At 30.2% G+C, this 13,295-nt stretch carries 12 protein-coding genes; all 12 read right to left on the reverse strand.

The features are described 5' to 3' along the window. A partial coding sequence (locus WBG30_RS14565; protein WP_424505377.1) for a peptidase U32 family protein occupies nucleotides 1-632 on the reverse strand: 632 nt, incomplete at its 3' end. A 134-nt stretch (nucleotides 633-766) separates the two neighbouring features. Further along, nucleotides 767-2,002 carry a peptidase U32 family protein gene (locus WBG30_RS14570; protein ID WP_424505378.1) on the reverse strand — a complete coding sequence of 412 codons (1,236 nt, stop codon included), beginning with the start codon at nucleotides 2,000-2,002 and terminating at the stop codon, nucleotides 767-769. 152 nt (nucleotides 2,003-2,154) lie between these two features. Then, nucleotides 2,155-3,495, reverse strand: a complete 1,341-nt coding sequence (dnaB, locus tag WBG30_RS14575; RefSeq protein ID WP_424505379.1) for a replicative DNA helicase — start codon at nucleotides 3,493-3,495, stop codon at nucleotides 2,155-2,157. An 8-nt stretch (nucleotides 3,496-3,503) separates the two neighbouring features. Further along, nucleotides 3,504-3,953, reverse strand: a complete 450-nt coding sequence (gene rplI, locus WBG30_RS14580) for a 50S ribosomal protein L9 (RefSeq protein WP_424505380.1) — start codon at nucleotides 3,951-3,953, stop codon at nucleotides 3,504-3,506. Next, the gene (locus tag WBG30_RS14585) at nucleotides 3,954-4,748 is read right to left on the reverse strand and encodes a hypothetical protein (RefSeq protein ID WP_424505381.1); all 795 of its coding nucleotides are present in this window, start codon (nucleotides 4,746-4,748) and stop codon (nucleotides 3,954-3,956) included. 70 nt (nucleotides 4,749-4,818) lie between these two features. Further along, complete coding sequence (gene dnaX, locus WBG30_RS14590) at nucleotides 4,819-6,342, reverse strand: DNA polymerase III subunit gamma/tau (protein ID WP_424505382.1); 1,524 nt, start codon at nucleotides 6,340-6,342, stop codon at nucleotides 4,819-4,821. A gap of 16 nt (nucleotides 6,343-6,358) precedes the next feature. Continuing rightward, nucleotides 6,359-7,753 carry a sigma-54-dependent transcriptional regulator gene (locus WBG30_RS14595; protein ID WP_424505383.1) on the reverse strand — a complete coding sequence of 465 codons (1,395 nt, stop codon included), beginning with the start codon at nucleotides 7,751-7,753 and terminating at the stop codon, nucleotides 6,359-6,361. Next, nucleotides 7,754-8,722 carry an energy transducer TonB gene (locus WBG30_RS14600; RefSeq protein WP_424505384.1) on the reverse strand — a complete coding sequence of 323 codons (969 nt, stop codon included), beginning with the start codon at nucleotides 8,720-8,722 and terminating at the stop codon, nucleotides 7,754-7,756. Between the two features lie 11 nt (nucleotides 8,723-8,733). Continuing rightward, nucleotides 8,734-9,174, reverse strand: a complete 441-nt coding sequence (locus WBG30_RS14605) for an ExbD/TolR family protein (RefSeq protein ID WP_424505385.1) — start codon at nucleotides 9,172-9,174, stop codon at nucleotides 8,734-8,736. A 9-nt stretch (nucleotides 9,175-9,183) separates the two neighbouring features. Further along, entirely contained in the window at nucleotides 9,184-9,798 is a 615-nt protein-coding gene (locus WBG30_RS14610) for a MotA/TolQ/ExbB proton channel family protein (protein ID WP_424505386.1), read from the reverse strand. A gap of 191 nt (nucleotides 9,799-9,989) precedes the next feature. Continuing rightward, nucleotides 9,990-10,346 (reverse strand): hypothetical protein, encoded by a 357-nt coding sequence (locus WBG30_RS14615; protein WP_424505387.1) that lies wholly within the window; start codon nucleotides 10,344-10,346, stop codon nucleotides 9,990-9,992. 56 nt (nucleotides 10,347-10,402) lie between these two features. Then, a complete protein-coding gene (locus WBG30_RS14620) occupies nucleotides 10,403-13,288 on the reverse strand; it encodes a tetratricopeptide repeat protein (protein ID WP_424505388.1) in 2,886 nt (961 codons plus the stop codon). Nucleotides 13,289-13,295 lie beyond the last annotated feature (7 nt).

Below are 13,295 nucleotides of genomic sequence, written 5' to 3' on the forward strand. Positions count from 1 at the left end.
GGCATATATTCTCCAGGTCTCGTTACCTCTTCTACAGAATATTTCCACTGTGCATTATTTGAATCTAAATTTTCTTCTTTAGAAGACATATAACTCGTTAGTAAACTTCTACCAGAAGTAGACATATGCATAGCTCCGTGAACATATATTTCTAATTCTATTTCAGGAACTTTATTTCTAATATCCCTTACATTTTCAATAGATATCTCTCTAGCTAAGATAACTCTAGAAGCTCCTAACTTATGCCACATCCTTACGGATCTAAAGTTAGTATTACTTGCTTGAGTTAATACACTTATCTTCAAGTTAGAAAATTCTCTGACAACTTGGAAAACTCCTAGATCTCCTACCATAACACCATGAACACCAATAATTTCTAAATATTTAACATATTCATCTAAACCTTCTAACTCTTCATTATGTGGAATAATATCTAGTGTTACCCATATTTTTTTATCATGTGTTTTGGCGTAATGTACAGCTTCTTCTAGCTCTTCATCTGTAAAATTATGACTTCCTGTTCTTAGGTTATATTTTTTCCCACCTAATAATACACTGTCAGCTCCATTTTCAAAAGCTAACTTTAATTTTTCCATATTCCCTGCTGGGGCTACTAATTCTGTTTTTCTCATCTTTTTTTACTCCTTAAAAATCTCATGAATTTCTTGCACCTTCATTTCACAATATTTTTATAAACCAAAACCACAGAGAAATTAAAATAATCTGTGGTTTCTTTTATCTATATAGAACATCACGTTCTTTTCCTCTATTCTGCTTCTGGTAAAACTCTTCTTATCATATCAAGTCTATTCATATCTGCATCTATCTTTACCCTTACAACGGAGTTCGGATTAGCATCTGTTACCATACTTGTTATTCTTTTCTTTGTAATCTCCATCTCTGGTAACACAATAATCTTTGGATTACCGTTATTACTTGCGACTTCTAGCTCTTCACCAGTGAATATTTTATTTCTTACTTCTAAGATATACTCATTTTCACTTAGTTTCTCTGCTACTTTTGCAACTAATTGATGACTTTGACTATATGAATTTCTGTTGTTATAATTTTGTGAATCTGAATTTGGTTTATTAAAATAAAACCCAGACGTATATTTTCTATGAGACATTGTTTCTAGTTCTTTTAACCACTTTTCACTATATTTAAAGTTTCCTTCATAATATCTATTGATTGCTTCTCTATACACTTTTACAGCTGTTGCAACATAATAAATACCCTTCATTCTTCCTTCAATTTTTAGTGAGTCCACACCTGCATCTAATATCTGATCTATAAATTCTATTGTACATAGATCTTTTGAATTAAATATATGCGTAGGTTCATCTTCACTATAAACAGGTTTCTTATCCCCATTACTATCCTCTTCCATGACATTATATTGCCATCTACAAGACTGAGCACAATCTCCACGATTTGCATCTCTTCCTATCATATAGTTACTTAGTAAACATCTACCTGATACAGACATGCATAGTGCTCCATGAATAAATACTTCTATTTCGATATCTGGAACATGAGCTCTAATTTCTTTGATATTTTCTAAAGATACTTCCCGAGCCAAAACAACTCTAGAAGCCCCCATCTCTTGCCACATCTTAACTGATCTCCAGTTAGTGTTGCTTGCTTGAGTACTTGCACTTATATGCAAGTTTGAGTTTTCTTTGACTATCTCCAAAATTCCTAAATCTGCTACTATTACACCATCTACACCAGCTGTTTTTTCTAAAAATTGAACATACTCTGGTAGTGCATCCATCTCATCATTATGTGGAATTATATTTAGAGCTACCCATATTTTTTTATCTCTTGCATGAGCGTATTTAACAGCTTCTACTAACTCGTCTCTATCAAAGTTATGTCCACCTGCTCTCAAACTAAATTCTTTTCCACCTAAAAATACTGCATCAGCACCATAATGAAATGCCATCTCTAACTTCTCAAAATTTCCTGCTGGAGCTAATAATTCTACTCTTTTTTTCATCCTTTTACATCTCCTTTTATATATGTTTATAAAAAGCAGACTTGCACCCTAACTTTTATTACTCTTTTTCTAAAAATTTACAGTACGGGTAATTCATGAATTACCCCTCCATAAAATTTAATCTATATTTGATAAGACCTCTCTCTCAAGAGTTAAGTTATACTTGTAGTATAATCTGCAAATTGAGTATACTCATGGAAGAACCGTAGTTTTATAGTTCCTACAGGACCATTTCTTTGCTTACCTATGATAATTTCAGCTATTCCCTTATCTTCACTCTCTTCGTTATAGTAATCATCTCTATAAAGAAAAACTACCATATCGGCATCTTGCTCAATGGCACCGGAATCTCTCAGGTCTGATAACATTGGTCTCCTATCAGCTCTTTGTTCTGGACCACGTGAAAGCTGTGATAGTGCTATTACTGGCACTTCTAATTCTCTAGCTATAATCTTAAGTGATCTAGATATATCTGAGATTTCTTGTTGACGTGATTCACCATTTTTATCTCTACCCTGTATAAGCTGTAGATAGTCTATGATAATCATGTCTAATTTTCCTGCTGCCTTGGCTCTTCTTGCCATGGCTCTGATTTCCATAACATTTATATTTGGCATATCAGCTATTTGGATACTAGATTCAGCTAATTTTGAACTGGCTGATCCTAATTTTACCCAATGATCTGCTTCTAAAAAACCATTTCTTAGATTTGAAAGGGGAATCCTAGCCTTTGCAGCTAAAAATCTTTGAAGTAATTGAGAATTTGACATCTCCAGACTAAATATCATAACACTTTTTTTCTCTTCTATAGCAGCTTGTAGTGCTAGGTTCAGAACAAATGCTGTCTTACCCATAGCTGGTCTAGCTGCTAAGATTACTAAGTCTGAAGGGTGAAAACCATTGGTCATCTCATCAAAATGTTTAAATCCTGAAGAAATTCCTGTTGTCATTCCCTTATTATCCATTAATTTTTCCAATCTTTCATATTCTTGAGATATAATATCTTTTACTTCTATTACATCTTTACTCTCTTTATTTTCAGCTATTTTAAAGATCATCCCTTCAGCTTTATCCAGTATATCATCTATATCTTCATAGCCTTCATGAGTCATCTCCACTATTTGAGTACCAATATCTCCCAATTTACGCAGTGTAGATTTTTCTTTTACTATTCTAGCATAATTTAAGATATTCGCAGCAGTCGGAACCTGTTCTATAATTTCATATAAAATAGCTTCTCCACCGCTTTCTTCAAACTTATTCTGTTTTTTTAATGTGTTTATTAAAACTATAGGATCTATTACTTCTCCTCTAGAATAGGCCACTAACATAGCTTCATAGATATTTCTATGTGCTCCCTTATAAAAATCAGTTGGCTTTACTATCTCTACAACATCTTCTAGAGAATCAGGTTTTAATAAAACTCCACCTAATACCGATCTTTCAGCTTCTATACTAGTTGGAACCATCTTTAATTTATCAATACCTTGCATATTCTCTCCTACATTCTCTCAGCTATTACTTTTAAGCTAGCCTTTACACCTTTGTGTAATTTTAAGTTCACTTTATGTTCACCTATTTTTTTTATACTTCCATCTATTTTTTTCTTATCTATTACCATATCAAATTGAGTTTTTATTGCTTCAGCTATTTCTTTATTAGTTATAGAACCAAATACTTTTCCATTCTCTCCAGCTTTTACTTTCATGAATAAAGTCTTTTCACCTAATTTTTTAGCTTGTTCCTCTGCTACAACAGTTTCTGCTTGATCTTTTGCTTCCGCTTTATTTTTTTTATTCTCTAATTTTTTCATTTCTTCATCAGTTGCTATAATTCCTTTATTACCTTTTAATAAGAAGTTTTTAGCATATCCTTCCGATACACTTACTATGTCACCCTTTCTTCCTTGCCCTGCTACGTCTGTATTAAGTATCACTTTTAATTTTGACATTTATTTCCTCCTTTTATTTATTTTTATTATTCCAAAACTATTCATTACACCTAAAATAAAGATCCCTATTGGGAAAAAACATGCAGTTACTATTGCTAGTCCCTTTCCATATACCCTCCATTTTATTCTTGCTCTAAACATATTATATAATACTTTTATTCCATAAATTACATAGATCAAAGTAGTTATTGAATATAAATTTTTAACATAAAAATTATTGATTTTTAAAGTCTTATCTATAAAAAATGTGACTATATATATCAATACCCATAGGTAAGAAATATTCCACTTTCTGTATGTTTTCCCCTTAAGTATAAAATATGTAAAATAATTTATTATTAGTGAATAGGTAAACATCACGAACAATAGGTGCTGTTTAACATACCCCATCATAGTAGTTATCATAGTTTGATCTAAAATTAAATATTCCCTATATATACCATCTAGTATTGTTACCAAATCATTTGGTGTTCCAATGAATACTCTCATAAATAAATATCCCATTGCTGTAGTTACTGCAGTTGAGATGAAAATTCTATCAAATATCTCTATAGAACTTCTCTCAAACACATAATACATCCCTTCTAATAAGAGAAAAAATCCTACATAAACAAAGAACAATTTATCATCTATAAAATATATTACTCCACCAGAAATTAAATTTGCAAAGAGTCTATGCTTAGAATTTAACTTAGGCATTTTTTTTATTTTATAAGCCGGCAAGATAAATGACACCAATGGTATCAATGATGACGTTAAAAATAATAAGATAATATTTAAAGTTACTCTAATCATGATTGTGCCTCCCTTTTTCATTTACTTCCACAGTCCTTATTGTATCATAAATCCCATAATTAGTTAAGAATTAGATAAGCTCACCATCAAAAAAGTCAACTACTCTTTCTACAAAATCGCTCTTATCTTCTACAATTTTATTCTTTTCATTTAAAAGATCGTATTTTACAGCTACTCTGCCACCAAATTTATCTTTAAGCACTCCTAAGAATATATCGTTATAATATGGTTTTTCCATACTTTCTTTATGAAACCTGTTTTCTGCATAAAATCCAATGTGTAAAAATCCTTCTTCTACATTAGTAGGTATGGCAGTAGATAAAAATGAGATCAACGGCATCTTTCTCTTTTTAGATTCATTTACAATGTCATTCCAATTTGTTTTGACATCTTCTATACTTATATCTATTGTTTTTTCCTGTACAGGCAATTCATTAATTTCCTCTATTTCTTCAGATGATTTAGCAGGAACTTCTTTTTCTACATACACTATTTTTTCGACTATCTTTTCAACAACCTTTTCTCGTACGGGTGATTGCATGGGCAATTCTTGAATTGCCTTTACGTCCTCTTTAAAGTCCGTTATCTTATGTAAAATTACATACCCTAAGATTCTCTTATCCTCTTCATATCTAAATTTACCCATTACCTCAAATATATCTTCTATTATTGCTATAGATTTTGTTATATTAAAAGGTGAATTTTTTTCAATCATCATTTCTTTTAGGTAGTAAGCGAAACTCTTTAAAAACTCCTCTACGTTTATAGAGTCATCCCATAAACCATCTAAAAATGTGATCCCATTAACTAAGTCATTTTTTCCTATTATCTCCAAAAATTCTGCTAGTTTTTTTTCTGGGATAACTCCTAATACAACCTCTGTTCTTTCTAAAGTAATATCTTCACCATAACATGAAGAGATTAATTTTTCAAAGATAGAGATAGCATCTCTCATACTACCACCAGATTTTTCATAGACCAATTTTAAACTTAATTTATCTATTTCTACCCCTTCAGATTTAGCTATCATAAGGAGGTAATCTATAGATTCTTTCTCACTTATAGGTTTAAAATCATACCTTTGACATCTTGAGATAATAGTCTCTAATATCTTATCCGGTTCAGTAGTTGCCAAAATAAAGATAACATGTGCTGGAGGTTCTTCTAATGTTTTTAGGAGAGCGTTAAAAGCTTCCTTCGTTAACATATGAACCTCATCTATTATATATACTTTTTTTCTACCCTTAGCAGGTTGATAGTTTATCTTATCTTTTAATGACCTGATCTCATCGATTCCACGATTTGATGCCGCATCAATTTCTATAAGATCTATAAATTTATTTTTACTAATATCTATACAGTTTTCGCACTTATTACATGGTGTATCAGTAACACCATTTTCCATACAATTTAATCCCTTGGCTATTAGTCTTGCAGTAGTTGTCTTTCCTACTCCTCTAGGACCTGTAAATAAATATGCATGAGCCATTTTATTTCCCTTTAAAGAATTTTTTATAGTTTTTATTATATCGGTTTCTCCAGCGACCTCATCAAAGGTACTCGGTCTATACTTTCTATAAAGTGTTATATGCATCTTATCTCCTCAAACTCTAATCTAAATTATAGTTATTCATCTTTGTTCGTAGTGTATTTCTTGTTATTCCCAATGTTTCTGCTGCTTCTACTTTTTTTCCATTGGCCACTTCTAATACCTGTCTTATTAATTCTCTCTCAACTCTAGATATTATATTCCCATAATAATCTTTTTGATTAGATCCCTGTAACATTTGGATCTCTCCCTCTACCCAGTCAGATAATATCCAATCTTGAATATCTCCCCTTCTTTTGGTAGTTTTATTTCCAATAATATTAGAAGGAAGATCTTCAACTAAGATACTTTTCCCTCTAGATAATACCATGGCTGACTTCACAGCAGACTTTAATTCCCTTACATTTCCTGGCCAGTCATATCTCATTATTTTTTTCATAGCTGGAGTAGACACTCCTTTGACTGTTTTAGAAAATTCATCATTAAATCTTTTGATAAAATGATGGATCATAAGAGGTATATCATCTTTTCTCTCTCTTAGTGGTGGTATCTCTATTTCTAATATTCGAAGTCTATGGTACAGTTCTTCGATGAAATTTCCATTCATTATTAACTCTTCTAAGTTCACACTTGTGGTAGCTATTATTCTTATATCAGTTTTTATAAGTTTTGATCCACCTACTCTAAAAAATGCTCCTTCTTGAAGTACTCCTAATAATTTTGCTTGAAGAGTTAGATCTAGTGATTCTATGTTCCCTAAATGGATCGATCCACCATAACCTTTTTCTAAGATACCAATTTGTTCCACTTGGGATTCAAATATATTTCCCTTTTCATATCCAAATAATTTTCTATCTAAAAACTCTTTTTGATATGCTGTACAGTTTACACTAACAAATGGTTTTTCCTTCATACAACTAAATCTATGGATAGATTTAGCTACCGCTTTTTTCCCATTCCCTTTTTCACCACTTATAAGTACTGGTATTTTATTTGTGGCTACCTTCCCTATTTTTTTATATACTTCTACCATTTTAGGACTATTTCCAATTACAGTCCCCTTAGGCGTCTCTTTTTTCTTTAATTTTTCAGCCTTTAATTTTTGGTCCTTCAATGCTTTTTCAACGATCTTTATTACTTCATCTTCTTCAATTGGTTTTAGAAGATAGTCATATACACCCAGTTGAATTGCCCAGGCTATTAGGTCTAATGTCGCTCTTTCCCCTAAAGTTATAATTATAGCTTTATTCTGATTTTCAAAGATCTCTTTTATTACTGTTTTAGTTTGATCTATCTCCTCTAAACCATCTATGTCCATTACTATAAGATTATATTTAGTATTTTCTATATAATCATCTAAATTACTATAACTATTTTCAAAAGAGAAATCTCCATCTAAATTTTCCAGTAATGATTCCTTTATTTTTTCCGTTAAATTTATTCCTAATATATTCATTTATTCCCTACCTTTTAACTTGAATTTGTATTCGACCATGACACTTCCACTTATAGCCATTCCGCTATTTATAAGTTTTATATTCCAGTCACGAGCTTTACTTTCTACAGCTCTATCTATTATATCTACTCCTGTTTTAATTAATCTTACTTTAAGAACCTTTCCATCAGTATCTACGTCTAAAATTATTTTTACATCAGCAGTTTGAGCATTTTTTTCTGCTTCCAAAGGATATTTTGGATCTTTATTAGATGGATCCCAAATAACTTTAGATTTTCCATCTATAGATCCTACTTTCAACCCTGATTTAGGCCCTACTATATTCGGATTTTCTTCACTCATAAGGTTGTTCCACCTCATATCTTGTACACCATTTTTTGAGTCATTTTTCACTACAATTTCTTCTGTTTTATTATCAAGTGTTGCTACTTCTACTAGATCTAAATTTTCTTCAATCCTATCTTTTGAATCCTCAACGACTTCATTTAATTTCCTATCTTCAATTTTATTCATCTTATTTTTATTTTCTACCTCTGAAACCTTTATTATCTTAGGTTTATCATTTTCTACACTTTTATTTATTTCTCTAGGAGAATCCAAAGCTTCTAATATATCCAAATCATCAAATGACTGAGTTACCTGTAATATTTTTTTAGGTTGCACTTTTTTTTCTAACTTTTTAAAAGTTTCTTTTTTAGGATCTTCTTTTATTTTTGTAATTTTCAGTTCTTTTTCCTCTGCAGGTAAAACTTCTTCCGATTCTATAACTTCAGGAGTTTTTTTTCTTTCAATAATTTTCTTAGGAGCACTATCAACGGAATAGTTATTTATCCCAATTGTGATCTTACTCACTTCTGGCTCCTTTATCACTATTTTTTTTAAACCTGGCATTATATAGAGAAATACTATATGAAGGATAAGGACTCCTACAAATATCTTATTAAAATAATCATTTCTATCTGTTTTCACCTTATCACCTCCTAATTTAAACTTTTAGTATTGAGGTCTAATGAACCTGCTCCAGCTTCCTTAGCTATATCTAATACCTCTATAAGAGATTGATAGTTCACACTCTTATCAGCACTTACAATTACGTTTTTATCCTCTGTAAGTTCTAATTTCTGCCCTAATTTTTCTTTCAAGTCGCCTTGATCTACTTTCATCATCTCATCTTTACCATTTAGATCCTTTACTATAAGATATATTTCTAAATCTTTGTTTATCTTCACTTCTAAAGTTTTAATAGTTATCTTGTGCTCTGAACTAGATTTTGGCAGTTCAATATTTACACTAGAATCTACATCTTGAAACGTTGTAGCTACCATAAAAAATATTAGGAGTAAAAATACTACATCTATTAATGGAGTCATATCCAATATCAAGTTTTTACTGTTTTTCCTTTTCAGTCTTTGTATTTTCATAGTTCCCCCTTATTTTCTAAGAGAGTTGATAAACTCAACGGTAGTTTTTTCTATTTCGTTTACCACATGATCGATCTTTTTATTATAATAATTATATAATATAAGAGCAGGTATAGCTACTGTCAGTCCTGCTGCTGTAGTAATTAAAGCTTGAGATATCCCATCTGCTAACATCTCTGGCTTTCCTGAACCTACTACTGCTATGACTCTAAATGCTGCGATCATTCCTGAAACGGTTCCTAACAATCCTACTAGTGGAGTTACATGAGCCACTACTCCTAATAACCACATATGATTTTCTAGTTTAGGGATCTCTATCAATGCTCTTTCTCTAGCTTTTTCTTCCAAATATTCAATATTTACTTTTTTATCAAAATCATGTTCTAATATAAGTTCTTTCAATACTTTTAAACTAGATGAATTTTCACTTTCACACAAACTTATAGCTAATTCCTTGTCTTTAGAAATAATAGCTTCCTCTAATTGAGCTTTTAAGTCCCCTTTTATTTCTTTTTCATTTTTTAAAAAATATACAAATCTCTCTATTATTACTGTCGTACCCATTATAGATAGTAGGAGAATTCCATACATTAACATCCCACCACTTTTAAATATTTCTATCATAATTTTATCTCCTTATTTTAATTTATATTTTCTCCATCAGGTATACAACCCAAAAACGCATTTGTCACAGAGCTACACGGAGGATGAAAAAAGATACACAGAGTTCTCTCTTTTCCTTCTTTTCTCACAGGGCTACGAATATTAAAAATCAAGTTTTTAATACTCATAGATTCCTATAGAAAGGAGGCGTCTTATTTTGAACTCAACGCCAGTCCTGCTACTAATACTCCTAATATACCTAGTCCCCATACCACATAGTTAGGTTGAGTTTTCTTCTCACTTACATCTGCTAAAAGATCATCAGTTTTCTCAGTTTGATTATATTCTATATTTGTAGTTTCTAACTTTTGATTTTCACTGTTTATCAAGTTTAGGTCAACTGTTTGTAATGTAGGACCTTTTTCTTTCCCTTCTAACAATGTTCTTCCCTCTGTTGTAGTACTTTTGTTAACACCACTAACTTCTTTTTGAATTTCTGCTCCACTTCCTTCTGCCAGAATACTCATTGACATCATTACTAATAATAATCCACTTATAAATCGTCTCATTTGACCCTCCTAGTTATTGTTTGATTTTTATATCTCTTTTCCTTTTTCCTTAGCATTTACTTCTTTTTCATAGTTTTTTTATCAAAGTATGAAGTATAGTTTTCTGCAACACCTTTATTTACAATAACAAGTTCCTCATAATATTTTTTTGCTTCCTCTACCTTTTTTTCATTTAGGTTTATTACTAATAATTTTTCTAATATTAATCCTCTGTATCTACTTTTCGGATAAGTTTCATAGAATTCTTCATAGGTTATTCTGGCTTTCCCTTCCTCTTTTTGAAGTTCATAGATTGTTGCAATTTTTAATTTTGCAGCTTCTCTTAGATTACTTTCTTCGTATAAAAGTTCTATTCTCATGAAATTTCTAAGTGCCTTACTATAATCTTTTGAGTTGAAATATATTTGACCTATACGATATGTAGCAGTATCTTTATATGGTCCATTTTCTACCTTTAATATATTTTCATAGTATTTTTTTGCTTCATCATAGTTTTTCCCCTTATAGTAATAACTAGCTAAATTAAAGTTAACTTTACTACCATATTCCACGCTCTCTATTAATTTTTTATATTCAACTATAGCAAGATCTATCTTCCCTTGCTTTTCATAGATAAGTGCTGAGAAATATACCTTTTCATTAGAATCACTTATTTTTTCCTTCCATAAGTTTGCATTTTCGTAATCATCAACGTTGTAATATAAAGTTGTAAGTTCCTTAGCTGTTTTGTTTTTTAATTTTTCATCTGTTGTGTCTTGATATATTCTCACATAAGTTTTAGCTGCATTCTTTATATCATTTAATTTAAAATATGCATCTGCCCTATAAAAATTAACGTCTGCTATATAGTTACTCTTTGGGTACTCTAAATTAAATTCCCCACTTTTTTTAATCACATCTTCATATTTACCTTGTGTATAAAGAATATTTATTCCCCAATATAAAGATCTTAAGGCATATTCACCCTTCTTGTTCTCTTCGTAGAGGTTGTTATATCCCATAAAGGACATATCAAATTTTCCTTCATTATAATATGTCTCTGCTATTTGAAATTTACTATACTCTTTATATTTTGGATTCTCCCCCAATTTACCAAACATTTCTCTGGCTTCTAAATATTTACCCATTCTAAATTTTGAAAGTGCTTCTAAATCCATCACTTCATTACTATATTTTTTATATTCAATCACTGTAAAATATTCTTTTGCATATCTTATAGCATCATCATAATTTTTAGCAGCAAAATGAGTTTTTATTAGGTTATAGCTAGCTTTTTCTTTTTGAACCAAACTTCCATCTTTTCCTGTTATTACTCCTTCAAATTTTTCCACTGCTTTATTATATTCTGCTATTCCTAAATATGCAATTCCTAAAAGATATCTATTCTCTGCTGTTTTAGGTTGAGGAGTCAGGTATGTTATAAGGTCTTTATAACTTCCATCAGCGACTAATATAGTTATTAAATTTTCTGAAATTTTAGTATCATTATAAGATCTTAAGTATTCTTTATAAGCATCTTTAGCTCTCCCTATATCTTTACCTTTATAATATGTATTTCCTACTATAAGGTATATTTTTTGTCTATATTCTATATCAGTAGAAAATTTAGTTTTGTATTCATCAAACCTTAATTTTATGTTTTTTAAATCTCCTAATCTACTATTAACCAAGATCAATTGATAGAGGCCTTCTTTGCTTTGTGTTCTATTATATACATTGGTATAATAAACTCTAGATTTTTTATAGTTTTTTGTCTCAAAATAAGACTTCCCTAAAAATAGATCTATATTGTTTTTATATTCTCTCTTCATCTTAGATTCCTCATAAGATTTTAAATCTTTTATCACTTCACTATATCTTTTAGCTCTAAAATCTATCAGCGCCATATAATAAATCCCTTCAGAATTTAAATCTGTTCCCAAAAGATTTACAAATTTTACTTTTGATCTCTCAATTAACTTTCCACCTTCTATATTCCCTTTTAATTCTCCTACTTTAAACATACTAAAAGCTGATCCATATATAACTTTTGGATCTTTAGAATTTTTTACTAACTCATAATATTTCATAGAGGTTTCATAATTCTTTTGAGAAAAATAATAATCAGCTAAAAGTGTATTAGCTTTTTCTTCATTAGCACCACCCATTAATTTTTTGTAGTACTCATCAGCTTTTACCATATCTCCATTAGATAAATAAATATCCAAAAGACCGTACCTTACATCTGCTATATATTTACTCTGAGGATGATTTATCTCTACCTCTGTCAATTTTTTTATAGCCATCTCATTATTGCCTAATTTATATTGATTCATTCCATACATATAACTAGCTAACTCTATGTTTTTCCCATCTGATGACCCATTTAAATATTCATCTAAATAGATAGTACTATTTACATATTCCTTATTGTTATAAGATGATAAGGAAATATATAAGAGAGCATCTTTTGATCTTTTAGGTTTTGTAATAAGATATTTAAAAGCTTTTTTAGCTTCTTCATATCTAGTATTTTCATAGTACGATATGCCTAAATAATAGATAGCATCTATTTTCTTAGGAGAATTCTCCCCTATTAAATTTATTTCTTTTTTTGCTTTATTATAATCTTTTAGATAAGTTAAATTTCTAGCTAAATAATAATGTGCTTCATTTTTTTCATCTATTTTTAATTTTTCTAACTTTAAATATTGATTAAAATAAGTTATAGAACTCTTATATTCTTTATTAAGATAGAGAGTTTTTGATAGTCTCCCTAGCGCTACTTTTTGATAGCTACTATCAGGGTATTTCCCTACAAAAGTTTTTAGTTCATCAGTAGCCATGGAATATTCTTTAGCTTCATATAATTTATCAATATATTTCATATCATCTCTATCTGTAGCAAAAATTTGACCACTCACTACGATCAAAAGGGATAAAATTAATAATTTTTTCTTCACTAGTTCC

Origin of the sequence: Psychrilyobacter sp. (assembly GCF_049671765.1) — a bacterium.
Classification (GTDB): Bacteria; Fusobacteriota; Fusobacteriia; order Fusobacteriales; family Fusobacteriaceae; genus Psychrilyobacter.

Excerpts from the sequence above, each read along its gene's own strand:
- WBG30_RS14570 (WP_424505378.1), bottom strand. The coding sequence starts at position 2,002 with ATGAAAAAAAGAGTAGAATTATTAGCTCCAGCAGGAAATTTTGAGAAG.
- dnaB (WP_424505379.1), bottom strand. The coding sequence starts at position 3,495 with ATGCAAGGTATTGATAAATTAAAGATGGTTCCAACTAGTATAGAAGCT.
- rplI (WP_424505380.1), bottom strand. The coding sequence starts at position 3,953 with ATGTCAAAATTAAAAGTGATACTTAATACAGACGTAGCAGGGCAAGGA.
- WBG30_RS14585 (WP_424505381.1), bottom strand. The coding sequence starts at position 4,748 with ATGATTAGAGTAACTTTAAATATTATCTTATTATTTTTAACGTCATCA.
- dnaX (WP_424505382.1), bottom strand. The coding sequence starts at position 6,342 with ATGCATATAACACTTTATAGAAAGTATAGACCGAGTACCTTTGATGAG.
- WBG30_RS14595 (WP_424505383.1), bottom strand. The coding sequence starts at position 7,753 with ATGAATATATTAGGAATAAATTTAACGGAAAAAATAAAGGAATCATTA.
- WBG30_RS14605 (WP_424505385.1), bottom strand. The coding sequence starts at position 9,174 with ATGAAAATACAAAGACTGAAAAGGAAAAACAGTAAAAACTTGATATTG.
- WBG30_RS14610 (WP_424505386.1), bottom strand. The coding sequence starts at position 9,798 with ATGATAGAAATATTTAAAAGTGGTGGGATGTTAATGTATGGAATTCTC.
- WBG30_RS14615 (WP_424505387.1), bottom strand. The coding sequence starts at position 10,346 with ATGAGACGATTTATAAGTGGATTATTATTAGTAATGATGTCAATGAGT.